Genomic DNA, 26,946 nt, shown 5'->3' with positions numbered 1-26,946 from the left:
GTGCCCGGCATCGCTGCCAAGGCTGACAATGGGGAACGACGGCGGCTAAAGCTGACCGAATTCCTGAAGGCCGAAGCGGCAGACAAGGGCTTCGATCTCTGTCGCATCACCCGGCCGGACGCCATTCCCGAGGCGCCGGCTCGGCTCCAAGATTTTCTCGACGACGGTTTCCACGGCACGATGGAGTGGCTCGCCGAAACGGCCGAACGCCGTTCCGACCCGCGCACGCTCTGGAGCGACGTGCGCTCGGTGGTGATGTTTGCGATGAACTACGGGCCAGAAGAGGATCCGCGCGGGATTCTCGAAAGGACCGACCGCGGCGCGATCTCGGTCTATGCCCAGAACCGCGATTATCACGACATCATCAAGGGCAAGCTCAAGGAAGTGGCGACCCGTTTCGCCGCGCGCGCCGGCGAGGACGTCAAGGTCTTCGTCGACACGGCCCCGGTGATGGAAAAGCCGCTCTCGGAGAAGGCCGGCCTCGGCTGGCAGGGCAAGCACACCAACCTCGTCAGCCGCGAATATGGCTCCTGGCTGTTTCTCGGCAGCCTGTTCACCACAGCCGAACTCGTCATCGACGCGCCGGAGCGGGACCATTGCGGCTCCTGCCGCGCCTGTCTTGACGCCTGCCCCACCAACGCGTTTCCAGCGCCCTATCAGATCGACGCGCGGCGCTGCATTTCCTACCTGACGATCGAGCACAAGGGGCCGATCGACCCGGACCTTCGCCCGTTGATGGGCAACCGCATCTATGGTTGCGACGACTGTCTCGCCGCCTGTCCCTGGAACAAGTTCGCGCAGGCGGCTTCCGAAATGAAGCTGAAGGCGCGCAACGATCTGAAGGCGCCGGCGCTCGACGGCCTGCTCGATCTCGACGACCCCGCCTTCCGCAGCCTGTTCTCGGGCTCGCCGGTCAAGCGGATCGGCCGCGACCGCTTCGTACGCAACGCGCTGATCGCCGCCGGCAACTCCGGCGACCAGGCACTTGTCGCTGCTGTCAAGGCGCGCATCGATGACGCCTCACCGGTGGTGCGGGCAATGGCGGTCTGGGCGCTGTCACGATTGGTCGCGCCCACAGCGCTTGCGGAAATTGCCGAACAATGCGAGCCAGAGACGGACGAAGACGTCCTCAACGAATGGCAGATGGCGGGAGTGAGCCGATGCAAGTCCTGATCCTTGGCGCCGGCTACTCCGGCATGGCAATCGCACGGGCCATGGCTCCGACGGCGACAAGCGTCGTCGGCACCACCCGCACCGAGGAGAAGGCGGCAAACCTCGAAAAGGCCGGTATTCGCCCGATCCTCTTCGACGGTGAAACGATCTCCGACGAACTCGCTGCCGCACTTGGCCAGGCGACCCACCTGATCCAGTCGATCGCGCCCGGCCGCGATGGCGACCCGATGTTCCGCGCTTCCACCCCGGATCTCGCACGGCTCGCACCAAACCTCGAATGGATCGGTTATCTCTCGACGGTGGGTGTCTATGGTGACCATGGCGGAGAATGGGTCACCGAGGACATGCTGCGCAAACCGGTCTCTGCCCGCTCAGTCGAACGGGTGGAAGCGGAGGACGCCTGGATCGCCTTCGGCGCAAAGCAGAACATCCCGGTCGCCGTACTAAGGCTCGCCGGCATCTACGGTCCAGGGCGCAACGCTTTCTGCAATCTCGCAAATGGCACGGCCCGACGCCTGATCAAGCCGGGTCAGGTGTTCAACCGCATCCGTGTCGAGGATATCGGGGCGGCGTCTCTGTTCCTCGCAAACAACGGTACGAGCGGCGTCTTCAACATCACCGACAACGAGCCGGCGCCGCCACAGGACGTGGTGGCCGAAGCCGCGCGGCTGATGGGTGTCGAACCTCCCCCGGAGACGCCCTTCGAGCAGGCCGAACTGTCGACGATGGCCCGCTCCTTCTATGGCGAGAACAAACGCGTTTCGAACGCCCGCATGCGCGCCACCGGTTTCGAGTTCACGTACCCCGATTATCGCGTTTCGCTTGCGCAGCTCTGGAAATCCGGCACCTGGCGCAACGCTTGAAACGCAACTCGGTGCTTATTCAATAACATAATCCGAAATGCTTATAGAATGCCGATAGTCTGCTCATCAGTATTGATAACGGAAACGCCGCCAGAATTGTGACATTCTCTGGATATTCCTTCGATACTTGACGAATTGAATACAACCTGTGCGCTAGTATCGATTTTTCGACCATCTAGATTCCGGAAATTTCGTCCAATTCGAAATTTTTAATGAAATTTTTCGTTTACCACTGAGTTGCGCCTGCGTGCGGAAGGCTGTTAGCGTTCAACCACTGATTCCAAAGAACTTCCCGGCCCCGTTTAAACTATTTCAAACGATCTTCGTTTTTGAATTTTCGTCCTTTTTTAATAAATCCTAATAGAGTGTAAATGGTTGAAGCACGTTTTTGCCATTTTTCGCCCCAATTAGCGTTTCTCAGAAGTTTTTAACCAAGTGTTTTGACCGAGGGGATCGCCAGTTTGACGCCAGCGAAGTTCAAGACTGCTGCCGCTGCAGCGCTGTTCACGACCGCTTTCGGTCTCGTTTCCGTTTCCGATAGCCATGCAGCCGGCGCCGGCTGCGGCGGCGCATCCTGGTATGCGCTGAGTTCCAAGACCGCCTCAGGCGAGCGAATGAATGCCGCGCACCTGACAGCCGCCCATCGTAGCCTGAAGTTCGGAACCAAGGTTCAGGTCACCAACAAGCGCAACGGCAAGACCGTAGTCGTTCGGATCAATGACCGTGGACCGTTCATTCGCGGACGCGTCATGGATCTTTCCAAGGCTGCAGCCTCACAGATCGGCATGGTCCGCTCCGGCACCGCCAGCGTCTGTTACCGCGTCATCAACTCCTGATCCTGAATACTGACATCCGGCCAGTAGTCGGATGGGTTTACTTGAGAAAGACCGTTCTCGACGGTTAATCTTCGCCGCCGTCTTGCTCTTCGATGCCATCGCCGCTACCACGGCGAAAAAGGAGTTGATCGAAGATGCGTTTGGGCGGCAGGCTCGCTGGAGCCATTGAGGTTCTTGAGGATATCGAAAAGCGGAAGCGCCCGGTCGCCGACGCGCTCAAGGATTGGGGCCTCTCCCACCGTTTCGCCGGATCCGGCGACCGTTCCGCGATCGGCAACATCGTCTACGACGCCCTTCGCATGAAACTCTCCCACGCCTACCTGATGGACAGCGACAGCGCGTCGGCCCTCGGCCATGCCGTGATGTACCGGCAATGGGGCTTCACCCCGGACAAGCTCGCAGCCGAACTCGACGGCGACAAGTTCGCGCCGGAGGCCCCCTCCGCCGAGCGGATGCAGGCCTTCACGACGCGGAGGCTCGAAGACGCGCCCGCCTATGTGCAGGGCGATATCCCCGAGTGGACCCAGGCCTCCTTCGAAGAGAACTTCTCCGACGACTGGCTCGACGAAGCGAAAGCGCTCGCCGGCCGGCCGACGCTCGACCTGCGGGCCAACACGCTGAAAGCCACACGCGCCAAGGTGTTGAAGGCGCTGGAGCGTAGCGGCGCCGAGGCCGCGACGATCGCCCGCAACGGCATCCGCATTCCCGCCGGCGAAGGCGCTTCGCGCCTGCCGAACGTGACGGCCGAGCTTTCCTTCCAGAAGGGCTGGTTCGAAGTGCAGGACGAGGGCTCGCAGATCGTCGCCGATCTCGCCTACCCGCAGGAAGGCGAACAGGTGCTGGACTATTGCGCCGGCGGCGGCGGCAAGACGCTCGCCATGTCGGCGGCGATGAACAACAAGGGTCAGGTGCACGCCTACGACACCGACCGCAAGCGCCTCGCGCCGATCATCGAGCGGCTGAAGCGTGCGGGCACCCGCAATGTCCAGGTGCACGAGTCCGCAGACAGCCTCGCGCCGCTTGCCGGCCGTTTCGACCGCGTGCTGGTCGATGCCCCCTGCACCGGAACCGGCACCTGGCGCCGGCGACCGGACACCAAATGGCGGCTCAACCAGAAGAACCTCGAAGAGCGTATCTCCCAGCAGGAAGAGGCGCTGGCGAGTGCCGCACAGTTCGTGCGTCCCGGGGGCCACCTGATCTATGTCACCTGCTCGGTGCTGCCCGAGGAGAACGAAGCCCAGGTCTACGGCTTCTGCGAAGACAATCCGGAATTCGAGATCCTGTCGGCGGCCGATATCTGGGCAACGCTGTTCGGCACCGACAAGCCGCAGCCCTGGTCGGCCGACATGAAGACCGTGACGCTGACGCCCGCCTCGACCGGCACGGACGGCTTCTTCTTCTGCCTGATGCAACGCAAGGGCTGAGGCCCTTTGCAGGCCGCCGAAGGCCGGCATCAGATTGAAACGTTCTAAACTATACACTTTGACACAAGTTTAGTTTTCGTTCATGAGAGGCGGGCCCGGCCGGGGCCTTTTCTCATGGCCCGACGCCTGAACGACACCGCGTTTGCGGGTTCGCTCGGCTGTGCCGAAGGAAGCAACAGGAGAGGGTCATGACCAAGAAATTCATCCGCGGCGCCACGCTGGCGTTCATGACGGCAACGTCGGCGCTGGCCCTGCAGCCGGCCTACGCCGCAACCGACGCCGCCGCCGTAGTGAAGCACTACACCGCCGTCGCCCACGCCAAGTTCGAAGATGCGCTGACGACCGCAGAAGCCCTCGACAAGGCGATCGACGCGCTGATCGCGACGCCGAGCGAGGAAACGCTGACGGCCGCGCGCGACGCCTGGAAGAAGGCCCGCAACCCCTACCAGGAAACCGAAGTTTACCGCTTCGGCAACCCGATCGTCGACGAGTGGGAAGGCAAGGTCAACGCCTGGCCGCTGGACGAAGGCCTGATCGACTATGTCGACCCGAGCTACGGCAGCGAAAGCGACGAGAACGCGCTCTTCACCGCCAACGTCATCGCCAACAAGACGATCAAGATCGACGGCAAGGACGTCGATGCCACCAACATTACGCCGGAGTTCCTGGCGGGAACGCTGCAGGAAGCCGGCGGCATCGAGGCGAACGTCGCGACAGGCTACCACGCGATCGAGTTCCTGCTCTGGGGCCAGGACCTGAACGGCACCAAGGCCGGCGCCGGCAACCGCCCCTACACGGACTACGACACCAAGGCCTGCACCGGTGGCAACTGCGATCGCCGCGGCGCCTACCTGAAGGCCGCTACCGAGCTCCTCGTCGCCGACCTCAAGGAAATGCTCGCAAACTGGACGCCGGACGGCGCCGCGACCAAGGCGGTCGAGGCCGATCCGAAGGCCGGCCTCGTCGCCATCCTCACCGGCATGGGCTCGCTCTCCTATGGCGAACTTGCCGGCGAGCGCATGAAACTCGGCCTGCTGCTGCACGATCCGGAGGAAGAACATGATTGCTTCTCCGACAACACGCACAACTCGCATCTGCATGACGCGATCGGCATCCAGTCGGCCTATACCGGGCAATACACACGCGTCGACGGCACGAAGATGACCGGCCCGTCGCTCTCCGAACTCGTCGCGGCCAAGGATGCCGCGCTCGGCAAGGAGATGGCGGGCAACCTCGCCACCACGGTCGAGAAGATGCAGGCGATGGCCAAGCGCGCGGAAACGACCGAGGCCTACGACCAGATGATCGGCGAAGGCAATGCCGAGGGCAACGCCACCATCCAGGCCGCGATCGACGGGCTGATCGCCCAGGCAAAGACCGTGCAGCGCGTCATTGCGTCGCTCGATCTCGGCACGATCGAGCTTGAAGGTTCGGACAGCCTGGACAATCCTAACGCCGTCTTCCAATAAGCTGAAAAGGCGGGCCGCATCGTGACCGGTGCGGCCCGGTCCTCCATCGATGAAACCTGGCGCTTCTCGCCTTTTCGCGCTGCTTCTTGCTCAGGCGCTCTCCACGGCGCTGCCCGCCGCAGCCGGCGACGTCCTTCCAACTGAACGCACCGACCTCAACGCTGCCGATCGTAACCGTGTTGGAGCGGTGACGCGGCCGACCGATGATTTCTCCAAGGCGGAAAGCTTCGAGGCCATGTCCGGTGGGGCTGCGACCTCGATCGCGCCTGTGAACGCCGACAGCTTCTCGCAGTTCTCGGCCAATCTCACTTTCCAGGAAGAAGAAGGCTTCAAGCTCGGCAATGCGCTGTTTCGCAAGCTCTGGGTTTCCTCTCCGTCTTCCACCCAGGCCTCCGACGGCCTCGGTCCGCTCTACAACGCGCGGGCCTGCCAGAGCTGTCACCTGAAGGATGGGCGCGGACGCCCGCCCGAAGGCTCCAACGATACGACGTCGATGTTCTTCCGCCTGGCACGCCCGCCGCGCGACGACGAAGAGCGCCGACTGGTCGAGACACATCGGGTCGTGAATTTCCCGGACCCGGTCTATGGCGCCCAGCTTCAGGATAGCGCCGTGCCTGGCCTTGCGGCTGAAGGGCATCTAAAGGTCAGCTACACCGAGGAGCCCTTTACCTTCCCCGACGGCGAGACGGTTTCATTGCGTCGGCCAAGCTACGCGGTGGCGGACCTCGCCTATGGACCGCTCGATCCGGCGACGACGCTCTCGCCGCGCGTGGCGCAGCCGATGATCGGGCTCGGCCTGATCGAGGCGATCCACGAGGCGGATATTCTGGCGCTTGCCGATCCTGACGACGCCAATGGCGACGGGATCAGCGGCCGACCGGCGCACACGCGGGATGCCAGGACCGGCACGTTGATGCTCGGGCGTTTCGGCTGGAAGGCGCAGAACGCCACCGTGCGGCAACAGAGCGCCGATGCCTTCGCCACCGACATCGGCATCTCTTCACCTGATGCTGACCGGCCGCATGGCGATTGCACGCCGGCCCAGGCGAAGTGCCTGACGATGGCAACCGGGGTGCAGGCGCGCCTGGGGCCGACCGAGGCGCCCGATCCGGTGCTCGGCCTAGTTACCTTCTATTCCGAGAACCTTGCCGTTCCGGCGCGACGCAAGGCGAGCTTTGCCGAAACGCTCAGCGGCAAGAAGGTCTTCTACGACCTCGGCTGCACCAGCTGCCACACGCCGAAATTCGTCACCCGCCGCGACGCGGCCAACAAGGCGCAATCATTTCAGCTGATCTGGCCCTATTCCGATTTCCTGCTGCACGACATGGGCGAAGGGCTCGCGGACGGGCAGCCGGTGGGCGTTGCAAGCGGAAGTGAGTGGCGCACGCCGCCGCTTTGGGGCATCGGCTTGACGAAGACCGTCAGTGGGCACACTTTCCTGCTGCACGACGGACGCGCGCGCAATTTCACTGAAGCGATCCTGTGGCATGGCGGCGAAGGGCAGAAGGCCCGCGACGCTTTCGCCGCCCTTGCCGCAAGCGATCGCCGCGATCTCCTTGCCTTCCTGGAGTCTCTCTGATGTCCCCCAAACATACGCTCACTTTCGCATTCGCCCTGACATTGACGGCCGCATGGCCCGCAATGGCCCAGGAAGGAAGCGCACTCTCGCCGCGCGTCGTCAACGAGGCCGCCGTGCCCACCGTCATGGCCAAGGCCGTCGACGACTTCATCATTCCCGGTTATCGAAACCTCACGGAAAAGACCGCGGCCGCGACGCAGGCGACGGCCAAGCTCTGCGAGGCGCCGTCGCAGCCGGCACTCCAGAACACGCAGCGGGCGTTCTCCGACCTGGTTGGCGCCTGGTCGGCGATCGAGGTCGTGCGGCTTGGCCCGGCCCTCGAACAGAACCGCTTCGAGCGTTTCCTCTTCTACCCCGATCGCAAGAGCACGGGCTTGAAGCAGGTGCAGGCGATCGTTTTGAAGAAGGACGAAAGCGCAACGGACGAAGCCAAGCTCAAGGGCAAGAGCGTCGCAGCGCAAGGCCTCGGCGCGCTCGAATACGTGCTCTACGGCACCGGCGCCGAGACGCTTCTGAACAAGGAAGGTGACTTCCGCTGCCGCTATGGCCTTGCGATCACCAGGAACCTCGACATCATCGCCAACGAGTTCCTGGCCGCTTGGCAGAAGCCCGACGGCATTCAGGCGGCCTGGAAACATCCAGGCCCTGACAATCCCGAATTCCGTGACAACCGCGAGGCTGCTACCGAACTGCTCGGCATTCTCGTCCATGGCGTCGAGACGGTGAAGGACCAGCGACTGAAGCCGTTTTACGAGGGCAAGAACGACAAGGGCCATCCGAAGCTCGCGATCTACTGGCGCTCCGGCAACACCATGGCCTCGATCGCCGCCAACGTGCGGGGCCTGAAAACGCTGTTCGATGCAGCCGACATGCAAAGCCTGCTGCCGGAAGACAGCCGCTCCGTGGCGGGTTCGGCCGATTTCGTCTTCAAGTCGGTGATCGGCGCGGCCGGCAACATCGACGGTCCGATCGATGCGGCACTGGCCGACGACGACAAGCGCGCCAAGCTCGCCTTCCTGTCGCTCAACACCAATGACCTGCTCAACCGCCTGAACAACGATTTCGGCGGCGCGATCGGTCTTGGCGCAGGCTTCTCCTTTGCCGACGGCGATTGAGAAAAACCGCTGCTCGGACAGAGTGTTGACAATCAAGGCTTTTAGGCGCAAAGCGCTTTCGTGCCGGCTCTCGCGGGCACGTTTCACCACAAGGACCAACCCACAATGAACCCCGACAGTCGAAGTCGAGCCTTCACGCTCACGGCCGTCCGGTCCTGATTTGATCAGGGCTTCAGGCGGTCGGATGACTCGCCCTATGGAGCCCCAAATGCTGCGCATCTACAAAAGCCAGAACAGCCACCTCGTGCTCGTCGACATGCTTGACGGCATCGCCTCGCCGACGCCAGCCATCTGGTTCGATCTCTTCAATCCGTCCGTCGAGGAAACGCGCCTCGTCGAGGGGCAGCTCGGCATCGAGATTCCGACCCGCGACGAGATGCAGGAAATCGAGCTTTCCGACCGACTCTACCAGGAGGCCGGCGCCGAATTCATGACGATGACGGCGACCGCCAAGCTCGACAGCGACTATCCGGTCAAGGTGCCGGTGACCTTCATTCTCAAGGGCACGACGCTGGTCACCGTCCGCCATGCCGATCCGAAGCCATTCCAGACCTTCTCCAACCGCATCCAGAAGGCAAACGGCCAGATCTGCGAGAGCGGCGAACTGGTGATGCTGGGTCTGCTGGAGGCGATCATCGACCGCACGGCGGACGCGCTGGAGCGCGCCGGCAGCGAGGTCGACGCGATCTCGCGCGAAGTGTTCCGCAAGACCAATGCCAGCGCCACCAAGAAGACGCGCGACCTGCAGTCGCTGATCGAGCAGATCGGCCAGAAGGGCGACCTTTTGACGGTCATCCGCGAGAGCCTCGTCAGCATCGGGCGGCTCGTTGCCTATCACGTGGCGCTCGAAGGCATGGGGCCGCGCAAGGCGGGCAAGGAAAGCCGGCAGCGGATCAAGCTGATCCAGAGGGACGCGACATCGCTCGGCGATCACGCGCTGTTCCTGTCGAACAAGATCAACTTCCTGCTCGACGCGACGCTCGGTCTCATCAATCTCGAGCAGAACCAGATCATCAAGATCTTCTCGGTCGCTGCCGTCGTCTTCCTGCCGCCGACGCTGGTTGCCTCGATCTATGGCATGAACTTCGGCGTGATGCCGGAACTGCAATGGGAGTTCGGCTACCCTGCGGCACTGATGCTGATGGTGCTCTCGGCGATCGTGCCCTATTTCTACTTCAAGCGCCGGGGCTGGCTCTGAGCGCGCAGCCTGCTAAATCGCAGCCCTGAGCGGGTCCTCCGTTCAGGCCTGCAGAATTCCACGACGAGCGAGGATGGCATGAAAGCCGCCACGGGCCTGATCGACCGGCGCAGTTTCCTGAAAATGGCGGGCGCCGCCTGGGTGGCGAGCCTTGCACCCGACCGGGCCTTCGCCCTGGCCAGAGCAGATGCCGTTTTTGCCTCGGCCTTCATGGCGCCGGATGGGAGCTATGGCGTTGCGACGCTCACGGAGGCCGGCGACATCATCGACCGCACCGCGCTGCCGGCACGCGCGCATGGCATGGCCTATTCGCCGGTCAGCCGCCGCGCCGTCGCCTTCGCCCGCAGGCCCGGCACCTATGCGATGATCCTTTCAACCGACGGCGCGGCCGAGCCGGTGGTGATCGCCGCAACCGACGGCCGGCATTTTTACGGGCACGGCTGCTTCTCGGCAGACGGCAAGCTGCTCTACGCCACGGAAAACGACTTTGCCGCCAATCGCGGCATGGTCGGCATCTATGACGGCACCGACAACTTCGCCCGCATCGGCGAATTCCCGACCTATGGCATCGGCCCGCACGACATGACGCTGAGCGCCGATGGGAAACTGCTGGCGATTGCCAATGGCGGCATCGAGACCCATCCGGATTTCGGCCGTACCAAGCTCAATCTCGACCATATGGAGCCGAGCCTGACGCTGGTCGATACGCGAACCGGCGCGCTCGTGCAGAAGCACCGCCTGCCTGAGTATCTCAGCCGCCTTTCGACCCGGCATGTCGATATCGGCCCGAAGGGTGAGATCTGGTTCGCCTGCCAGTACGAAGGCGCGCGCAACGACCTGCCGCCGCTCGTCGGATCCTTCTCCAAAGGCGAGGACCTGAAATTCCTGTCGCTGCCCGACCGCACGACGGAAGCGCTGGCGAACTATGTCGGCGCGATCGCCGTCAACCGGAACGAGGGGCTGATCGGGCTGACTTCGCCGAAGGGCGGCGTGGCGGTGACGCTCGATGCCCGGAGCGGCGCGGTACTGAAGGAAGAACGCGTCGCCGATGCGGCGGGGGTTGCCAGCGCCGACCACGGCTTCGCCGTCTCCTCCTATGACGGCCACTTCAAGGATAGCCAGAGCCGCGTTGCTTGGGACCAGCACATCGTCCGGCTCGGCCGCAGCTGAAGCAACTCCGGCAAGAATTCGTAGACATCTCGCGTCTCAACTCCCTCAAGCGGAAAAGCGACCCGCGCCGGAGAGCTTAACCAGGTCGTCCCAGCGATAGGCGGTCTGCTCGTGGTTTTCGCCGCCGAGGCTAACCTGACCCTGGCCGACGGCGACCGCACCGAGGTGCTCATAAAATGCCCGGTTCGGATTGCTGGAAAGCACCCAGGCAAACAGAGACTTGCCGCCCAGCTCCCGGCAGTGGCCGGCAACGCTGCGCACCAGCGCCGAGCCGATGCCAGCACCCTGGAATTCCTTGAGGATGTAGAGCGCATAGAGCTCACGATCGAACCGCTGAGGCATCGAGCGGGCCTTTCCATAATTGGCAAAGCCGATCACCCTGTTCGTGCTCATGTCGACTGCGACCATATGAAAGACATCGGCGACGCGCATGCGCCTTGCATGGCGCAGCGCCTGTTCCTCGACGCTCATGCCATCGAGAAAAGCGTCGGAAATCAGTCCGCGAAACGTCGATCGCCAACTTTCGACGATGACGGAGGCGATCATCATGATGTCATCCGGCCCGGCCGGTCGGATATCGATGCGTCTGAAGCTCTTCATGGCCCATGATATAGGTGGCACATCGTGGCTTCAAAACGGCTGCCCCATGGAAAGGCTGAAACTCTGTTCTATCTGTCGAAGCCATGAACAGAACCATCGTGTACATCGTCTTCGTCGCCGCCGTTCTCGGCCTCGGTCTTCTCATCGGCTACAACAACATCCCCGGAGAATGGTACCAGTCGCTGGCAAAACCAGCCTTCAATCCGCCGAACTGGGTCTTCGCGCCGGTGTGGTCGATCCTTTACGTGATAATCGGCATTGTCGGCGCCCGGATGTTTCTCGACCATCGCCGAACCGCCGCCATGCGCCTTTGGCTGGCGCAGATGATCCTCAACTTCCTCTGGTCCCCGTTGTTTTTCGGGATGCAGGACATCTCCTCGGCCCTGATCGTCATCATCGCGCTCCTGATCGCGGTTGCCGGCTTCGCCATCGCAAGCTGGCGACAGGACCGCATTTCGGCCCTGCTATTCCTTCCATATCTCGCCTGGGTTGCGTATGCGGCGGTACTCAACAGCGCGATTTTGCTCATGAATTGAACTTGTCGGACCTTCACGACCGTGCCACTGTCCGCCGAGCACAATGATGCTGCCCGACACAAAAGGCCCATGGACTGATGGACGACCGCGATCCCCCCGATTTCCGAAACCGCATCCGCAACAGTTTTGCGCGGCAGGCGGCGATGCGCACGATCGGCGCAGAACTGACGCTCGTCGAACAGGGCACGGTTGAGATCGAGCTGCCCTTCGACGAGAAGCTGACGCAGCAGCACGGTTTCCTGCATGCGGGCGTGATCTCGGCGGCACTGGATTCGGCCGGCACCTATGCGGCGTATTCGGTGATCGACCCGGATGCCTCGATCCTGACGATCGAGTTCAAGGTCAACCTGCTTTCGCCGGGGCGCGGCGAGCGATTCCTGTTCCGCGGCGAAGTCACCAAGCCCGGCTCGACGATCATCGTTTCCGACGGCCGCGGCTATGCGATCCGCTCCGATGGGCCGGCAAAGCTGATCGCGTCGATGACGGGGACGATGATGGTGGTACGCGGACGCGAGGGGATCGAAGGATGAGTTTTGCCGTCAAGGACGTCGCCGGACGCAGGGTCCTCTACGTCATGGCCGTGGATGCCGAATACGGCCCGCACCTTAAAGAACGGATCAAGCCGCTGATGACCGGTGTCGGTCCGGTCGAGGCGGCCGTCGTGTTGACGCGTACGCTTGCCGAACTCGCGGCCGAGCGGGCACTGCCCGATCTCGTCGTTTCCCTCGGTTCGGCGGGTGCAGCCCAGCTCGAACAGACGGAAGTCTACCAGGCTATCTCCGTCGGCTACCGCGACATGGATGCCTCGCCGCTCGGCTTCGAGAAAGGGAGAACGCCGTTTCTCGACCTGCCTGCCGTGGTTCCGCTGTCGTTGCGCATCCCTGGTGTGCCGGAGGCGCGGCTTTCGACCGGCGCCAACATCGTCTCGGGCGCAGCCTATGACGCAATCGACGCCGACATGGTCGAGATGGAGACCTTCGCGGTCTTACGCGCCTGCCAATCCTTCCGCGTTCCCTTGATTGCGCTTCGCGGCATTTCCGACGGCAAGGCGGAGCTTAAGCACGTCAACGACTGGACGGAATATCTCCACATCATCGACGAGAAACTTGCTGATGTGATCGACCGGATGGAGAATGCGGTTTCGAGCGGCGCGATCCGGCTCTAGATGCCCATCCCGCTCTGAAACCCCGGAATTGTCCGGGTGCAATTGAATCGTTGCGCTGATGGCGGCCTTTCATTAAAGGCTCGCCATGATCAAGCTTGTTTGAAGGCTTCCAATGACCCAGACAGCCCATCCCGACACCGTTCTCATCGTCGACTTCGGCAGCCAGGTGACGCAGCTCATCGCCCGACGCGTCCGCGAATCCGGTGTCTATTGCGAAATCGTGCCGTTCCAGTCGGCGGAAGAAGGTTTTCAGCGACTGAAGCCGAAGGCCGTGATCCTGTCCGGCAGCCCGGCCTCCACGCTCGACATCGGCTCGCCGCGCGCCCCGTCGGTGATCTTCGATTCCGGCCTTCCGGTGTTCGGCATCTGCTACGGCCAGCAGACCATGTGCGCCCAGCTCGGCGGCAAGGTCGAAAGCGGCCATCACCGTGAGTTCGGCCGCGCCTTCCTGGAAGTCGAGAAGGACTGCCCGCTGTTCGAGGGCCTCTGGTCCGTCGGCTCGCGCCACCAGGTCTGGATGTCGCACGGCGACCGCGTCACCGCGATCCCCGCGGGCTTCGAGGTCGTCGCGACCTCCGCCAATGCTCCCTTCGCCTTCATCGCCGACGAGAAGCGCAAGTACTACGCCGTGCAGTTCCATCCGGAAGTGGTGCACACGCCCGACGGCGCGAAGCTGATTTCGAACTTCGTGCACAAGATCGCCGGCATCAAGGGCGACTGGTCGATGTCCGCCTACCGCGCCAAGGCGGTCGAAGCGATCCGCCGCCAAGTCGGCGACAAGAAGGTCATCTGCGCGCTCTCGGGCGGCGTCGACAGCTCGGTCGCCGCACTCCTCATCCATGAGGCCGTCGGCGACCAGCTCACCTGCATCCTCGTCGACCACGGCCTGATGCGCAAGGACGAGGCGAAGAACGTCGTCGCCATGTTCGAGGAGCACTACAACCTGCACCTCCTACACGTCGACGCATCCGACCGCTTCATCGGCGAACTGGAAGGCCAGAGCGACCCCGAGACCAAGCGCAAGATCATCGGCCGCCTGTTCATCGAAGTGTTCGAGGAAGAGGCGAAGAAGCTCGGCGGCGCGGACTTCCTCGCTCAGGGCACGCTCTATCCCGACGTCATCGAAAGCGTCTCGTTCACCGGCGGCCCGTCGGTGACGATCAAGTCGCACCACAATGTCGGCGGCCTGCCCGAACGCATGAACATGCAGCTCGTCGAGCCGCTGCGCGAACTCTTCAAGGACGAAGTGCGCGTGCTCGGCCGCGAGCTCGGCCTGCCCGACAGCTTCATCGGCCGCCACCCCTTCCCGGGTCCGGGCCTCGCCATCCGTTGCCCGGGCGGCATCACCCGCGAAAAGCTCGAAATCCTGCGCGAAGCGGATGCGATCTATCTCGACGAGATCCGCAAGGCCGGCCTCTACGATGCCATCTGGCAGGCCTTTGCCGTGCTGCTGCCGGTGCAGACCGTCGGCGTCATGGGCGACGGCCGCACCTATGAGTTCGTCTGTGCGCTTCGCGCCGTCACTTCGGTCGACGGCATGACGGCGGACTTCTACCACTACGATATGGAATTCCTCGGCCGCGCCGCAACGCGCATCATCAACGAGGTCCGCGGCATCAACCGCGTCGTCTACGACGTGACCTCGAAGCCGCCGGGCACGATCGAGTGGGAATAAGCAGTCGTCTCGATGCCGTCAGACCAGCTCTATAACGATCCGGGGCTTGTAGAATTCTACGACATCGAGAACGGCTGGACCGCCGATTCCGAATATCTGAAGACCATGGCCGCGGGCCGCGCCTCGATCCTCGATCTCGGGTGCGGCACCGGCATGCTGACAGCCGCGCTGGCGGAAAAGGGCAAGCGCGTCGTCGGCGTCGATCCGGCGGCCGCAATGCTGCATGTCGCAAGGCAGAGGCCCGGTGGTGACCGGGTGCGCTGGGCCGAGGGCGACGGTCGGACCATCCGCCTAGGCGAGACCTTCGACATGGTGCTGCTCAGCGGCCATGCCTTCCAGGTTTTCCTCACCAGAGAGGATCAACTCGCCGCACTCAAGACCATCGCCGCGCATCTCTCGCCCGACGGGCGTTTCATCTTCGACAGCCGCAATCCGCTGGTCGAGGAATGGCGGGAATGGACGCCGGCCGGTTCCGAACGGGATATCGTTCATCCGGTTCTCGGCCAGGTCCTTGCCTGGAACGATGTGCAGCACGACCCCACCACGGGCGTCGTGGAGTATGGAACATTTTACCGGGTCGCAGCGGATGGACGCGCCTACACGGGCCGGTCGAAAATCGCCTTCCCTTCCCATGAAGAGTTGGTCACGATGGTCGACGAAGCCGGACTTGTGGTCGAAACCTGGCTTGGCGGCTGGGACGGCAGGCCTTTCGAAGCCTCCGAACCCGAGATCATTCCGATCGGCCGGCTGCGTTAGGCTCGCCGCAGGCCGGCACCGCGCTTCCACCCTTCAAGATCTACGCATGCGTATCGGCGCTATTTCACCGCGTCGCGCATTCCATCGCGCAGTTTCCGGACCCGTTCGTTGAGGTCGATCATCTCCGGCACGGTGAAGCCCGAATTCTCCAAAAGGGCATCGGTCAGGCAACCGGTCTTCACATGCAGGCCGCGTCCCTTTGCCGAAAGGTGAACCTCCACCTGTCGCTCGTCGGTGACGCTGCGATGCCGGCCGAGGAAACCGGCGGCCTCCAGCCGTTTGACGGCCGGCGTGATGGTGCTCGATTCAAGGCCAAGTCGATCGGCAATCGCCGAGATCGTCAGACCATCCCTTTCCCAGAGCGTGCTCAAGACGAGATACTGCGTATAGGTCACGCCGAGCGCGTCGAGCATCGGCTTGTAGACGCGGTTAATGGCGATCGACGCGGAATAGATCGAAAAACAGAGCTGGCTGTCCAGCGGCAGCGTAGTCGGTCCTTCCGGCATCTCAGCCTCCTTGCGGCACATTGAGGGTTTCCTGCCGCGAAAATCAATATCGCGATAATAAGTATCTTTACAAAAATTTTGAGTCGTCGTATACGATTGTTATCGCGATAATAATTATTGCGAAATAAATAAAACAAAGAGACCCGAAATGCTCAAGTCCCTGATCACCGCTGCCGCTTTCGCCCTCTCCGCAAGCGCGCTCACCCCGGCCCAGGCCGCCCCTGCCGCCAAGAATGTCGTGCTCATACACGGCGCCTTCGCAGATGGCTCGGGCTGGCAGGGCGTCTACAACATCCTCAAGAAGGACGGCTATAACGTCACCATCGTGCAGAACCCGACTCTGACGCTTGCTGGCGATGTCGCCGTCACCAAGCGCGCGATCGCCGCGCAGGACGGTCCTGTCGTGCTCGTCGGCCACTCCTATGGTGGCGTGGTCGTTTCGGAAGCCGGCACCGACGAGAAGGTAAAGTCCGTCGTCTACATCGCCGCCTTCGCGCCGGACAAGGGCGAGTCGGTGTCCTCGCTCATCGCCAACCCGCCGACCGGTGCACCCGTTCCGCCGATCCTGCCGCCGGTCGATGGCTTCCTTTCGCTCGACAAGGCGAAGTTCGCCGCTGCCTTCGCGGCTGATGTCGATCCCGAGACTGCAGCCTTCATGGCCGACTCCCAGGTGCCGTGGGGCGTCGAAGCGGCCGCCGGCGCGGTCACCGCTCCGGCCTGGAAGGAAAAGCCGAGCTTCTATCTGGTTGCGACCAACGACCACATGATCCCGCCGGCCGCCCAACGCCAGATGGCCAAACGCGCCGGCTCCACGGTTGTCGAAACATCGGGCAGCCACGCCGTCTACGTCTCGAAGCCTGAAGCGGTCGCAGCGCTCATCGAGCAGGCGGCTCAAGCGAGCGAGTAAGCTACGCCGACCGACAACGATACAGGGGCGGAGCGCGAAGCTTCGCCCTTTTTGTTTGTCTCCGAGCCGCTCGGCAGATGCTAGCGGACACTGGCTCGGTGCTGCCGGCTCCACTCTCGCAGATGCTCGATAAGCACGCGCAGTTTCTGAGGCTGCGGCTGTCGGCGCGGATAATAGAGATAGAAGCCGGGGAATGGCGGGCAGAACGCCTCCAGCAGCGGCGTCAGTTCGCCCCGTTCCATATAGGGCTCGAAGGTCTCGCGCATGCCGAAGGTGATGCCGGCGCCAGCGCAGGCAAGCCGAACCATCGTGTTCATGTCGTTGGTCGTCACCCGCGGCTCGACGGCGACATCGAAGTCACGGCCGTCCTCCGTGAACTCCCACCGGTAGGGGGCGATATCCGGCCGCGCACGCCAGCCGATGCAGGTGTGTGCGACGAGATCGCGCGGGTGCTGCGGCACGCCGCAGCGAGAGAGGTAACGCGACGACGCCACGGCCACCTGCCGCTGCTCCCGCGATACCGGAATGGCGATCATGTCCTGTTCGATGACCTCGCCGAGCCGAACGCCGGCGTCGAAGCCTTCGCGCACGATGTCGTATTCCTCATCGGTCACGGTGAGGTCAAGGTTGATATCGGGGTAAGCTTCCATGAACGCAGCCAAGACGGAGCCCGACAGGAAGCTCTCTGCAATCGAGGAGACACTGATGCGAAGCCGGCCGCGCGGCCGCGCGCGCAGTTCCGTCACCGCCTGCAGCGCCGTCGCGAGGTCCGTCAGAGCCGGACGAGCGCTGGCATAAAGTTGCTCGCCGGCCTCGGTCAGGCGGACGCTTCGGGTGGTGCGCTGAACCAGCGCCACTCCCAGGCGATCCTCCAGCCGCTGCAAGCCCTGGCTGACGGCAGAGCGGGTGACGCCAAGCCGCTCGCCGGCAAGGCGAAAACTGCGCGCCTCGGCGATGGCGATGAATGTGGACATTCCTTCGAGTGTATCGGTCATTGGTTAGAATTTCTAACCACGCCATCCCCGATTGGCAACTCGATCGATCAGATCGCCTTTTCTATCTTCTGCTTCACCGGAGCAAAGGCAAAGCGTCTACGCCGGACCGAACGAGATGGAGACAGACATGGCGACCTCCCTATTTCCGCGAGCCGCATGGCTTGCACTGGCCGTCACTGCCGGCGACGCAACCCCGGCGGAGGCAGGCGGCAAGACACCGGGCAAGAATGCCCAAGTGGAGCACAGTGAAAGCGAAACGGCAAAACACCCATATGTGGGCATGTGGGTGACCGACGACGGTTACGTGCGTCACGAACTGCTGGCGAGCGGGCGCTACGACGAGGCCCGAGGCACACGGGAGAGCGCCTATCGCGGGCGCTACGAAATCACCGGGACGCACATCGAGTACTGGGACGATACCGGCTTCACGGCGGACGGCAACTTCGTCGACCGTGACACGTTGCACCATGGCGGCATGATCCTTCGCCGCCGCTGATAGCCCTCCCCCGAGCAATCGACGCCCCTCTGCCGGTAAGTGGAACGAACCACACCCCAATCAGAAACGGACCCCTCGAAAGGACAATACCCATGGAGAATGTTCAAGGAAAAGTCGTGGCCATCACCGGCGCAAGCAGCGGCATCGGCGAAGCCACAGCGAAGACATGGGCGACCGCCGGAGCCAGGGTCGTAATCGGCGCCCGCCGGTCCGATCGGCTGGAGCGCATCGCCGACGAAATCGCCGCCGCCGGCGGCGAGATCCGCTTTCGCATGCTCGACGTTACCGACCGCGATGACGTCGCTGCCTTTGCCCGCTTTGCCGAAGCCGAATTCGGCCGCCTCGACGTCATCGTCAACAATGCCGGCGTGATGCCGCTGTCGCCGTTGGCGGCACTCAAGGTCGACGAGTGGGACCGCATGGTCGACGTGAACATCAAGGGCGTTCTCTACGGCATTGCGGCGGCCCTGCCGATCATGAGTGCGCAAGAGTCCGGGCAGATCGTCAACGTTTCCTCGATCGGTGGGCATTCGGTGTCGCCGACGGCCGCCGTCTACTGCGCGACCAAGTTCGCCGTCCGGGCCATCTCCGATGGCCTGAGGCAGGAGACTGATCGCATCCGCGTCACCGTCATCTCGCCCGGGACGACGACGTCCGAGCTCGCCGATACGATCAGCGATACCACCGCGCGCGCGGCGATGAAGGAATGGCGGGCCATCTGCATCAGCCCGGACGCCATCGCCTCCTCGATTGCCTATGCCATCGGCCAACCGGTTGATGTCGACGTCAGCGAGATCATCGTGCGCCCGACGGCGAGCCCGCATTGAAGTGCGCCGGCGGCAAGCAATCCGAAATGAAAAGGCACGCCTCGGGCGTGCCTTTTCATTTCGGAAGTGCCGCCTTAATCAATAGTGTTGACTAATCAATCAGTCTGTACTAATTATTTAGCCATGATGATCGAAACCGCCCCTATCACCGCCGTCATGCGTGCCCTTGCCGATCCGACACGTCGCGCCGTGTTCGAGCGCATCGCCAATGCCGAGGAAATCACCGTCGTCGAACTGACGCGCGGCAGCGGTGTGACGCAGGGGGCGATCTCGCAGCACCTCAAGTCGCTGAAGCAGGCGGGTCTCGTCGCCGAGCGTCCGGAGGGCCGCAACGTCTATTACCGCGCCGAGCCCGAGGGCCTGGCGCCGCTGGTCGACTGGATGAGCCACTACGGCACCTTCTGGCGCGACCGCTTTGCCAATCTGCGCACTCTTCTCAAGGAGATCGATCCATGACCGACGCAGCAGCTCTGAAACTCGAGACGCAGGATATCGTCGTCGACGAGGTCTTTCCGCATACGCCCGAGACGATCTGGAAAACGCTGACCAACGGCGAATTGATGGGCCGCTGGATCATGCCGCCGGCAGGGTTTCAAGCGGTGGAAGGCACGCATTTCACTTTCCAGACGACGCCCGCCGGCGCCTGGGACGGGACCATTCGTTGCCAGGTCCTGGAGGTACGTCCGCATGAGCGCTTCGTCTACTCCTGGCAGGGCGGGCATGAAGGCAATGCCGGCTACGGGTCCCGCCTCGATACCGTCGTCACCTGGACACTGACAAAGGTCGACACCGGCACCCGGCTGCGCCTGGTGCATTCCGGCTTCGTCACGCCGAAGAACGACAGCGCCTACGCGAACATGAGCAACGGCTGGCCGAAGGTCCTGTCGCGCCTCGGCGCCGTCTCCAACGAACAGCACTGAAAGCCGAAACCGGATCGTCACGGCGATCCGGCACCTCACAAACCCGAAACAGGCAAAGACAATGGTTGGCGTCGCACTTGCGGCCGCGCGCCAGGCTTTGCCGTGCCCGCAACAGGAGGAAATGTATGAGCAAGGCCTATATCGGCGGATGCGCCTGCGGTGCGATCCGCTACGAAATCTCCGGAGAACCGGTCTTCTCCAACGACTGCCAATGTCTTGATTGCCAGCACGAAAGCGGAACCGGGCATGGATCGCATATGACCTTCCGCCGCGACGGCGTGAAACTCGAAGGCGAGGCGACGCACTGGGAAATGGTCGCCGACAGCGGTCATGTGAAGACGCGCGGTTTCTGCCCCACCTGCGGCTCGCCCGTCTACATGACCTTTTCGGCAATGCCGGAGTTCTTCAGCGTTCGCGCAGCAAGCCTGGACGATCCCGGCCGCTACAAGCCGCAGGCGGTGACCTATGCGATCCGCGGCCATGCCTGGGACCACCTCGATCCGGCCTTGGTGAAATTCGAGAAGATGCCGCCGGCCTGAGGCGGCAACGCCTTGCGCCGCCGGTCTAGGTTCCGATCTCGAACTGGCGTGCTGCGTCTTGCGCGCGATGCAGCGCCGCCCGCCGAGGAGAATGGCACGTCATGGCTGGCCTTTGGTCGCGCGCCGACTACGGCAACCAAAGGCAGCCACGATATCAGGCAGCGACACCGGTCTCGCTGATGTCGCTTCGCGAATGTCTGACCTCAGGAGTGTTTCAGCTGCGTGTTGCACATGCTGTAGTAACCGCCGCCCTTCTTGATCCAGGTAAGGTCGCCCAAGGAATTGTTTGCCTTGTCGGCCTTGTACTGGTCGAGGCAGGTGTGCATGCGCGCCTTTCCAGCGGATTCACTTGAATATTTCGGATCGACTGCCTTCGGGAAAACCACGCCCTTCGGCGCCTTTGCGGTCGTCGCCGCCGGCTCGGGCGCGTTGTCGGTGTTGGCGGCCGTTGGTTCTTCACTCGTCATGGCTGCGGGTTTGGCAGCGGTATCGGTTCCGCACTGTGCTTTGCGGAAGTCATTCCATTTCATCCCGTTGAGCGAGCCGGCGGCTTGCGCGGCCTTATATTTCGCGCTGCATTCGGTCATGCTCAACGCGTGCGCGGGGGATGTCAGAAGGATGGGGGAAAACGCGAGGGCGGCAATTGCTGCAATACGGGTAATCTTCATGGGAATTCCCCTTTTTCAAGAGGCATCAAACGCCCAAGAGGCTCTTGAACGCCGGCCTCACCGAAAGAATCCTCCCCGTTTGTGACCGGATGATGGAAGACTTTCGCCGGCTGCCTGGTTCGCCATGGCCGGGCCGACTACCCTCGACAATTGCATCAGGCCGGTGGAATGAACGGCTGGCTGATCGCCTGGAAAACGGGCAGCGCCTCCAGCTTCCCGGCATGCGCGTGCAGCCGGGGGTAGCTGGAAATCGCGACGAGTTCGGGATGCACCTCGTTGAGGAAGCGCAACACGGCGGCAACGGCGATATCCACATGGCCGATGCGCTCCGAGAACCAGTACTCGCTCTGGCTTTCCGCGCGGCTTCCTTCCAGCACGGCAAGCGTTTCCTCGATCTGGCGGCGGCATCGATCGACCCAGACAGCCGAGACTTCACCGTGCAGGCGCTTTTCATAGAAGAGACTGACGGCCTTGTCGCCGAGGCCCGTGGCAAGCGTAGCGATCCTCAGCGCCCGATGTCGCGCCGGCTCGGTTCGCGGGAACATGACCCGATCGTGCGAGACGAGGCTATCGAGGTAGTCGAGAATGATATGGCTATCCGTCAGCGCCGTCCCGTCGTCGAGCACCAGCGTCGGCACGCGCGTCAGCGGATTGTAGGCGCGAAGCGCGTCCGCATTGCCGAAGGACGACCAGGGGCGATGTTCGAACGGGATATCATAGAGCACCAGCGCAATGCCGACGCGACGCACGAAAGGCGAGTCATACTGGCCGATCAGGATCATGGTTCAAGCTCCTCCCTCTGGAACGGTCTCAGGGGACAACAGCCCTCCCCCTCGTGTCAAAGTCAAAGCAGCTTCAGCGCAAGCCAAGACCGCACCCCTGTTCTTAGCGACTTGCGGAGTGTTGTGGGAATGCCGATAAGCGCCAGCAATAAACGATACGGGAGGAGCTCCATGGACATTTCCGAAATCATCATCGCCGGCGATACGCCCGGTATCGAATGGCGCCTGCCGGTCTACCGCTTCAAGGGCAGGAGCGCTGCGGCACCCAGGACCTATATCCAGGCGGCGCTGCACGCCAACGAACTGCCGGGCACCGCACTCGCCCATTTCCTTCTGCAGCGGCTGCAGCAGGCGGAGAAAGACGGCGCCATTTTCGGCGACATCACCGTCGTGCCGCAGGCGAACCCGATCGGCACGGCGCAGTCGCACTTCGGCGAGTTGCAGGGGCGGTTCGACCTCGGTTCGCGCACCAACTTCAACCGCGATTTCCCGCTGATCGCGCTTGGCGACCGTGACCGGCTGATCGACGATCTCGACCGCTACTCGGCGACGGATCGCCTGAAGCGGCAGCTGCTGCATATGGCGCTCGACGCCGACCTGATGCTCGACCTTCACTGTGACGACGAGGCGCTGCAATACGCCTATATCGACGACGCCTTCTGGCCCGAGGCGGGGGACCTAGCCTCGGCGCTGGACATGGAGGCGGTCTTCCTCTCGGATGGCGAAAGCTCCGCCTTCGAGGAGGCCGTCGCCTATGCCTGGAAGTACGAAAGCGGGCAGAAAAAGGCACGCCTTCCGGGACGCCTTTCGGTCACCGTCGAGCTTCGCGGCACACGTGACGTCTATCCCGAGCTTGCGCGCAAAGACGCCGACGGTGTCTTCCGCTTCCTCGTCGCCCGCGGCGTCGTTGCCGGTGACGAAGAAACGATCGCACCCTTCGCCGGCATCGTCGCGCCACTCGACAATATCGAGATGATCCGCGCACCGGAGGCGGGCGCAATCCTGTTCTATCGCGATATCGGCGAGACAGTGAAGGCCGGCGACCTGCTCGCGACCATTCTCACCCGTCCAGGCCGGCCTGACGGCGCGCTGGAGGTTCGCGCGCCGCAGGATGGGCTGATCGTCACCCGCGTCTCGACGCGGCTTGCGCGGCGACGTTCGGACCTGATGAAGATCGCCTGCGCCACGGCTTCCAGCGCTGCGCGCAAGCCAGGACCACTCGAGGCCTGAGAGCAATCCCGGGACAGCGTGAAGGCGTCCCGGCTCGCCTTATTCAGCGGCCGTCACCCAAGGTGGCGGCCGTCATTTTCGGGCTGTCGAGAAGGATGGTCGAGCGCAGCGTCTTGATCTCGGCAATCTGCTCGAACTCACTCCAGAGCAGCCGTTTGTAGTCTGCGACGTCGCGCACCGCGATCTTCAGGAGAAAGTCGAAGTCGCCAGCGACCGTATGGCACTCCACCACCTCAGGCATGCGCGAAACCAGCTCGATGAAGCGGTGACCGACCTTGCTTGCGGTGCGCTCCAGCGTCACTTCGACAAAGGCCTGGAAGCCGATGCCGGCAGCCTTCGGATCGACCACTACGGTCTGGCGGATGACGCCCGTCGCATAGAGCCTGGCGAGGCGGCGCGACAGCGGCGCCGGCGAGAGACCGACGCGCGCTGCCAGCTCGTTGTTGCTCAACGACGCATCCTCGACCAGCAGACGGATGATCCGTCGGTCGACCTGATCCAGTTCCATCGCCACCTTTTCAACCATCGTCGGCCCCTAGCGCGCAAATCAGCAAATCAATTGCAGAGTTTTGCGCAAATAGCACGCTGTCCATATTGTCTCCGTGGCAAAAATCGCATCGATTTTGCGCATGCGCTGACTTATGAAGGAGACCGCAGGGCAGCCGGAGAAACGGCGGCCGGCAGGCTTTCTCGACCGATAACGCATCGCTGCCACTCAAGGGGGAATTTCCGGCATGTTCGACGCTCTGACCCGCCAACCCGACGATCCGTTGCTCGCCCTGATCGGGCTCTACCGCAAGGACGAACGCCCCGGAAAGGTCGATCTCGGCGTCGGCGTCTACCGCGACGAAACCGGCCACACCCCGATCTTCCGCGCCGTCAAGGCAGCGGAGACGCGCCTGCTCGAAACGCAGGACAGCAAGTCCTATGTCGGCCCCGAGGGCGATCTCGTCTTCATCGATCATCTCTGGACGCTGGTCGGTGGCGATACCATCGATCGCAGCCATATCGCCGGCGTGCAGACGCCGGGCGGTTCCGGCGCGCTCAGGCTCGCGGCCGACCTCATTCACCAGATGGGCGGCAAGCGCATCTGGATCGGCCTGCCAAGCTGGCCGAACCACGCCAGCATCTTCAAGACCGCTGGCCTTGAGCCAGCCGGCTACCCGTTCTTCGACGTGCCGTCACAGACCGTCCTCTTCGACAACATGATGACGGCGCTGCAGGGCGCTGCCGCCGGCGATGCCGTGCTGTTGCATGCCAGCTGCCACAACCCGACGGGCGGTGTCATCACGCAAGCGCAGTGGATGGAGCTTGCCGCCGTCATTGCCGAGCGCGGCCTGCTGCCATTGATCGACCTCGCCTACCAGGGTTTCGGCCGCGGCCTCGACGAGGATGTCGCCGGTCTCCGCCACCTGATCGGCGTCGTGCCCGAAGCACTGGTCGCCGTTTCCTGCTCCAAGTCCTTCGGCCTCTACCGCGAGCGCGCCGGAGCGATCTTCGCCGTGACGACTTCGTCGTCCTCTGCCGATACGGTCCGGTCCAACCTCGCAGGTCTCGCACGCACCAGCTACTCGATGCCGCCGGATCACGGTGCGGCCATCGTGCGGATGATCCTTTCCGACGCCGAGCTCAAGCGTGACTGGCAAGAAGAACTTGAAACCATGCGACTGCGCATCACCAACATCCGCCGCGCGCTCGCCGAAGGCTTGCGTGACCGCTGGCAGGCGCTCGGCGCCGTGGCCAGCCAGGAAGGCATGTTCTCGCTGCTGCCGCTCGCCGAGGCCGACGTCATGCGGCTCAGGAACGAGCACGGCATCTATATGCCCGGTTCCGGCCGCATCAACATTGCCGGCCTGAAGACGGCGGAAGTCGACGGCGTCATCGCCAACTTCAAGAACCTCTGAGGACCATGATGGCCGAGCGCAGCATCGACGCGACAGAAATCCCGACCGAACGCCATCGCCTCTACGAGGATGCGCTGGCGATCCTGACGGGCACGCTGATCATGTCGCTCGGCATCATCATCTACAGCAAGGCGATGCTACTCACGGGCAGCACGTCGGGCTTGGCGCTGCTTTTGCAATATGCGACCGGCGCCGAGTTCTGGCTGGTCTTTTCGCTCGTCAACCTGCCCTTCTACATCCTGGCGGTCAAACGGCTCGGCTGGATGTTTGCGCTGCGCACCTTCATCGCCGTCAGCCTCGTCTCCCTATTTTCTCGGCTGACGGCCGGCTGGGTGGAGATAGCCCGGCTCGACCCGATCTATGCGGCGGTTGTCGGTGGCGGGCTGATGGGCATGGGTCTCTTGATCCTCTTCCGCCACCGCACCGGGCTTGGCGGCATCAACATCGTGGCGATCTATCTCCAGGAGAGGTTCGGCATCCGTGCCGGATATTTCCAGCTTGCGGTCGATCTCACCATTCTGGCTGCCGCCTTCTTCGTGCTGCCGCCATCGAACCTCGTGCTTTCGGTCATCGGTGCGGCCGTCGTCAACATGACCCTGGCGATCAACCACAAGCCCGGCCGCTACGCCGGTGTGACCTGACGCTAGGTCTCGGTCTTCCCTCCCGCGCATTGGGCGGCTATCACTCCTGCCACCCTTTCAAATCGTGTGATTCCGGACGGTTTCCCGGATACACGACGACGACGCTGGAGCATGGGCATGACGGTTACGATCTACGGCATCAAGAACTGCGACACGATGAAGAAGGCGCGTACCTGGCTCGATGGCCGCGGCATCGCTTACCGCTTTCACGACTACAAGGCCGAAGGTATCGACCGCCCGCATCTCGAGCGCTGGTGCAAGGAAGCCGGGTGGGAAACGGTGCTGAACCGCGCCGGCACGACCTTCCGCAAGCTCGACGAGGCGGACAGGCAGGACCTTGACGAGCAGAAGGCGATTGCGCTGATGCTGGCGCAGCCCTCGATGATCAAGCGTCCGGTGCTCGAAACCGACAGCAACCTGCTGATCGGTTTCAAGCCGGACCTCTACGAGGCACTGCTCGCCAAAGCCTGATCCCCATTCGGAGCGACGACGATGTCGAAGACCACGCGTGCCACGCAGACGCTTTCGAAGGCCGGCGTCGCTTTCAGCGTGCATACCTATGACTACGACCCCAATGCCGAACGCGTCGGCCTGCAGGCGGCGGAAGCGCTCGGGGAGGATCCGAGCCGGGTGCTGAAGACACTGATGGCGGAGGTCGACGGCAAGCCGGTCTGCTGCGTCGTGCCCTCCGATCGCGAAGTGAGCATGAAGAAACTGGCCGCCGCCTTCGGCGGCAAATCGGCCGCCATGATGAAGCCGGCGGATGCCGAGCGGCTGACCGGCTACCACGTCGGCGGCATCAGCCCGTTCGGCCAGAAAAAGCTGGTGCCGACGGCCATCGAGGAGGCAGCGCTTGCCGAGGCGCAGGTCTATATCAATGGCGGTCAGCGGGGGCTGCAAGTGCGGCTGGCGCCGCGCGATGCGCAGGCTGCGCTGAAGGCGATCGCAGCGCCGCTGATCGCCTGATCTTGC

31 protein-coding genes are annotated in these 26,946 nt (G+C 63.1%); 25 read left to right on the top strand and 6 right to left on the bottom strand.

Going from position 1 to position 26,946, the window contains the following annotated elements; all coding sequences use genetic code 11:
- From queG to LAC81_RS20040, 9 genes are all read left to right on the top strand, one after another.
- The gene (gene queG / locus LAC81_RS20080; RefSeq protein WP_223726186.1) at window positions 1-1,173 is read left to right on the top strand and encodes a tRNA epoxyqueuosine(34) reductase QueG; all 1,173 of its coding nucleotides are present in this window, start codon (window positions 1-3) and stop codon (window positions 1,171-1,173) included.
- Window positions 1,161-2,036 carry an SDR family oxidoreductase gene (locus LAC81_RS20075; protein ID WP_223726185.1) on the top strand — a complete coding sequence of 292 codons (876 nt, stop codon included), beginning with the start codon at window positions 1,161-1,163 and terminating at the stop codon, window positions 2,034-2,036. Before queG ends, LAC81_RS20075 begins: the two co-directional genes overlap by 13 nt.
- A gap of 461 nt (window positions 2,037-2,497) precedes the next feature.
- Window positions 2,498-2,872: a septal ring lytic transglycosylase RlpA family protein gene (locus tag LAC81_RS20070; RefSeq protein WP_223726184.1), complete on the top strand. Its 375-nt coding sequence runs from the start codon at window positions 2,498-2,500 to the stop codon at window positions 2,870-2,872.
- 134 nt (window positions 2,873-3,006) lie between these two features.
- Window positions 3,007-4,296, top strand: coding sequence for an RsmB/NOP family class I SAM-dependent RNA methyltransferase (locus LAC81_RS20065; protein WP_223726183.1), 1,290 nt, complete (start codon window positions 3,007-3,009; stop codon window positions 4,294-4,296).
- Window positions 4,297-4,484: 188 nt separating this feature from the next.
- Complete coding sequence (locus tag LAC81_RS20060; RefSeq protein WP_223726182.1) at window positions 4,485-5,765, top strand: imelysin family protein; 1,281 nt, start codon at window positions 4,485-4,487, stop codon at window positions 5,763-5,765.
- 49 nt (window positions 5,766-5,814) lie between these two features.
- The gene (locus LAC81_RS20055; protein WP_223726181.1) at window positions 5,815-7,344 is read left to right on the top strand and encodes a di-heme oxidoredictase family protein; all 1,530 of its coding nucleotides are present in this window, start codon (window positions 5,815-5,817) and stop codon (window positions 7,342-7,344) included.
- Window positions 7,341-8,459, top strand: a complete 1,119-nt coding sequence (locus LAC81_RS20050; RefSeq protein ID WP_419195833.1) for an imelysin family protein — start codon at window positions 7,341-7,343, stop codon at window positions 8,457-8,459. Before LAC81_RS20055 ends, LAC81_RS20050 begins: the two co-directional genes overlap by 4 nt.
- Window positions 8,460-8,667: 208 nt before the next feature.
- Window positions 8,668-9,657, top strand: a complete 990-nt coding sequence (locus tag LAC81_RS20045; protein WP_223726179.1) for a magnesium transporter CorA family protein — start codon at window positions 8,668-8,670, stop codon at window positions 9,655-9,657.
- A gap of 78 nt (window positions 9,658-9,735) precedes the next feature.
- Window positions 9,736-10,827: a DUF1513 domain-containing protein gene (locus tag LAC81_RS20040; RefSeq protein ID WP_223726178.1), complete on the top strand. Its 1,092-nt coding sequence runs from the start codon at window positions 9,736-9,738 to the stop codon at window positions 10,825-10,827.
- A 45-nt stretch (window positions 10,828-10,872) separates the two neighbouring features.
- On the opposite strand, the gene LAC81_RS20035 is transcribed toward LAC81_RS20040, so the two are convergent.
- Window positions 10,873-11,427, bottom strand: coding sequence for a GNAT family N-acetyltransferase (locus LAC81_RS20035; RefSeq protein WP_113536721.1), 555 nt, complete (start codon window positions 11,425-11,427; stop codon window positions 10,873-10,875).
- 83 nt (window positions 11,428-11,510) lie between these two features.
- Between LAC81_RS20035 and LAC81_RS20030 the strand changes: the two genes are divergently transcribed.
- From LAC81_RS20030 to LAC81_RS20010, 5 genes are all read left to right on the top strand, one after another.
- Complete coding sequence (locus tag LAC81_RS20030) at window positions 11,511-11,963, top strand: TspO/MBR family protein (protein ID WP_223726177.1); 453 nt, start codon at window positions 11,511-11,513, stop codon at window positions 11,961-11,963.
- A gap of 77 nt (window positions 11,964-12,040) precedes the next feature.
- A complete protein-coding gene (locus LAC81_RS20025) occupies window positions 12,041-12,493 on the top strand; it encodes a PaaI family thioesterase (RefSeq protein ID WP_113536723.1) in 453 nt (150 codons plus the stop codon).
- Window positions 12,490-13,128: a 5'-methylthioadenosine/S-adenosylhomocysteine nucleosidase gene (locus LAC81_RS20020; protein ID WP_113536724.1), complete on the top strand. Its 639-nt coding sequence runs from the start codon at window positions 12,490-12,492 to the stop codon at window positions 13,126-13,128. The genes LAC81_RS20025 and LAC81_RS20020 overlap by 4 nt, the downstream gene beginning before the upstream one ends.
- Before the next feature lie 112 nt (window positions 13,129-13,240).
- A complete protein-coding gene (gene guaA / locus LAC81_RS20015) occupies window positions 13,241-14,803 on the top strand; it encodes a glutamine-hydrolyzing GMP synthase (protein WP_113536725.1) in 1,563 nt (520 codons plus the stop codon).
- A gap of 12 nt (window positions 14,804-14,815) precedes the next feature.
- Window positions 14,816-15,559, top strand: coding sequence for a class I SAM-dependent methyltransferase (locus LAC81_RS20010; protein WP_223726176.1), 744 nt, complete (start codon window positions 14,816-14,818; stop codon window positions 15,557-15,559).
- Window positions 15,560-15,618: 59 nt separating this feature from the next.
- On the opposite strand, the gene LAC81_RS20005 is transcribed toward LAC81_RS20010, so the two are convergent.
- Window positions 15,619-16,065, bottom strand: a complete 447-nt coding sequence (locus tag LAC81_RS20005) for a MarR family winged helix-turn-helix transcriptional regulator (RefSeq protein WP_223726175.1) — start codon at window positions 16,063-16,065, stop codon at window positions 15,619-15,621.
- A 148-nt stretch (window positions 16,066-16,213) separates the two neighbouring features.
- Here LAC81_RS20005 and LAC81_RS20000 point away from each other — a divergent pair, with 148 nt between their 5' ends.
- Window positions 16,214-16,972: an alpha/beta fold hydrolase gene (locus tag LAC81_RS20000; protein ID WP_223726174.1), complete on the top strand. Its 759-nt coding sequence runs from the start codon at window positions 16,214-16,216 to the stop codon at window positions 16,970-16,972.
- Between the two features lie 80 nt (window positions 16,973-17,052).
- On the opposite strand, the gene LAC81_RS19995 is transcribed toward LAC81_RS20000, so the two are convergent.
- The gene (locus LAC81_RS19995) at window positions 17,053-17,967 is read right to left on the bottom strand and encodes a LysR family transcriptional regulator (RefSeq protein ID WP_223726173.1); all 915 of its coding nucleotides are present in this window, start codon (window positions 17,965-17,967) and stop codon (window positions 17,053-17,055) included.
- Between the two features lie 127 nt (window positions 17,968-18,094).
- Between LAC81_RS19995 and LAC81_RS19990 the strand changes: the two genes are divergently transcribed.
- The 5 genes from LAC81_RS19990 (at window position 18,095) to LAC81_RS19970 (ending at window position 20,749) form a co-directional block, all read left to right on the top strand.
- The gene (locus LAC81_RS19990; protein WP_113536729.1) at window positions 18,095-18,463 is read left to right on the top strand and encodes an Atu4866 domain-containing protein; all 369 of its coding nucleotides are present in this window, start codon (window positions 18,095-18,097) and stop codon (window positions 18,461-18,463) included.
- A 92-nt stretch (window positions 18,464-18,555) separates the two neighbouring features.
- Complete coding sequence (locus tag LAC81_RS19985; protein ID WP_223726172.1) at window positions 18,556-19,290, top strand: SDR family oxidoreductase; 735 nt, start codon at window positions 18,556-18,558, stop codon at window positions 19,288-19,290.
- 126 nt (window positions 19,291-19,416) lie between these two features.
- Entirely contained in the window at window positions 19,417-19,746 is a 330-nt protein-coding gene (locus LAC81_RS19980; RefSeq protein WP_113536783.1) for an ArsR/SmtB family transcription factor, read from the top strand.
- Complete coding sequence (locus tag LAC81_RS19975) at window positions 19,743-20,210, top strand: SRPBCC family protein (RefSeq protein WP_223726171.1); 468 nt, start codon at window positions 19,743-19,745, stop codon at window positions 20,208-20,210. Before LAC81_RS19980 ends, LAC81_RS19975 begins: the two co-directional genes overlap by 4 nt.
- A gap of 125 nt (window positions 20,211-20,335) precedes the next feature.
- Window positions 20,336-20,749 (top strand): GFA family protein, encoded by a 414-nt coding sequence (locus LAC81_RS19970; protein WP_223726170.1) that lies wholly within the window; start codon window positions 20,336-20,338, stop codon window positions 20,747-20,749.
- 203 nt (window positions 20,750-20,952) lie between these two features.
- On the opposite strand, the gene LAC81_RS19965 is transcribed toward LAC81_RS19970, so the two are convergent.
- Complete coding sequence (locus LAC81_RS19965; RefSeq protein ID WP_223726169.1) at window positions 20,953-21,417, bottom strand: hypothetical protein; 465 nt, start codon at window positions 21,415-21,417, stop codon at window positions 20,953-20,955.
- Window positions 21,418-21,572: 155 nt separating this feature from the next.
- Window positions 21,573-22,199, bottom strand: coding sequence for a glutathione S-transferase family protein (locus LAC81_RS19960; protein WP_223726168.1), 627 nt, complete (start codon window positions 22,197-22,199; stop codon window positions 21,573-21,575).
- A 171-nt stretch (window positions 22,200-22,370) separates the two neighbouring features.
- On the opposite strand from LAC81_RS19960, the gene LAC81_RS19955 reads away from it, so the two are divergent.
- The gene (locus tag LAC81_RS19955) at window positions 22,371-23,429 is read left to right on the top strand and encodes a succinylglutamate desuccinylase/aspartoacylase domain-containing protein (protein WP_223726167.1); all 1,059 of its coding nucleotides are present in this window, start codon (window positions 22,371-22,373) and stop codon (window positions 23,427-23,429) included.
- 43 nt (window positions 23,430-23,472) lie between these two features.
- Here LAC81_RS19955 and LAC81_RS19950 read toward each other — a convergent pair whose 3' ends face one another.
- The gene (locus LAC81_RS19950; RefSeq protein ID WP_113536736.1) at window positions 23,473-23,955 is read right to left on the bottom strand and encodes an Lrp/AsnC family transcriptional regulator; all 483 of its coding nucleotides are present in this window, start codon (window positions 23,953-23,955) and stop codon (window positions 23,473-23,475) included.
- A gap of 208 nt (window positions 23,956-24,163) precedes the next feature.
- Here LAC81_RS19950 and tatA point away from each other — a divergent pair, with 208 nt between their 5' ends.
- From tatA to ybaK, 4 genes are all read left to right on the top strand, one after another.
- Complete coding sequence (gene tatA / locus LAC81_RS19945; protein WP_223726166.1) at window positions 24,164-25,333, top strand: tyrosine aminotransferase; 1,170 nt, start codon at window positions 24,164-24,166, stop codon at window positions 25,331-25,333.
- A gap of 8 nt (window positions 25,334-25,341) precedes the next feature.
- Complete coding sequence (locus tag LAC81_RS19940; RefSeq protein WP_113536738.1) at window positions 25,342-25,974, top strand: YitT family protein; 633 nt, start codon at window positions 25,342-25,344, stop codon at window positions 25,972-25,974.
- 117 nt (window positions 25,975-26,091) lie between these two features.
- Window positions 26,092-26,445 (top strand): ArsC family reductase, encoded by a 354-nt coding sequence (locus LAC81_RS19935; RefSeq protein ID WP_223726165.1) that lies wholly within the window; start codon window positions 26,092-26,094, stop codon window positions 26,443-26,445.
- Between the two features lie 21 nt (window positions 26,446-26,466).
- Entirely contained in the window at window positions 26,467-26,940 is a 474-nt protein-coding gene (gene ybaK / locus LAC81_RS19930; RefSeq protein ID WP_223726164.1) for a Cys-tRNA(Pro) deacylase, read from the top strand.
- The last annotated feature ends 6 nt before the right edge of the window (window positions 26,941-26,946 follow it).

It is taken from the genome of Ensifer adhaerens (assembly GCF_020035535.1).
GTDB lineage: Bacteria > Pseudomonadota > Alphaproteobacteria > Rhizobiales > Rhizobiaceae > Ensifer.
Note: the sequence above shows the minus strand (reverse complement) of the source record. Positions and strands in the feature narration are given on the sequence as shown.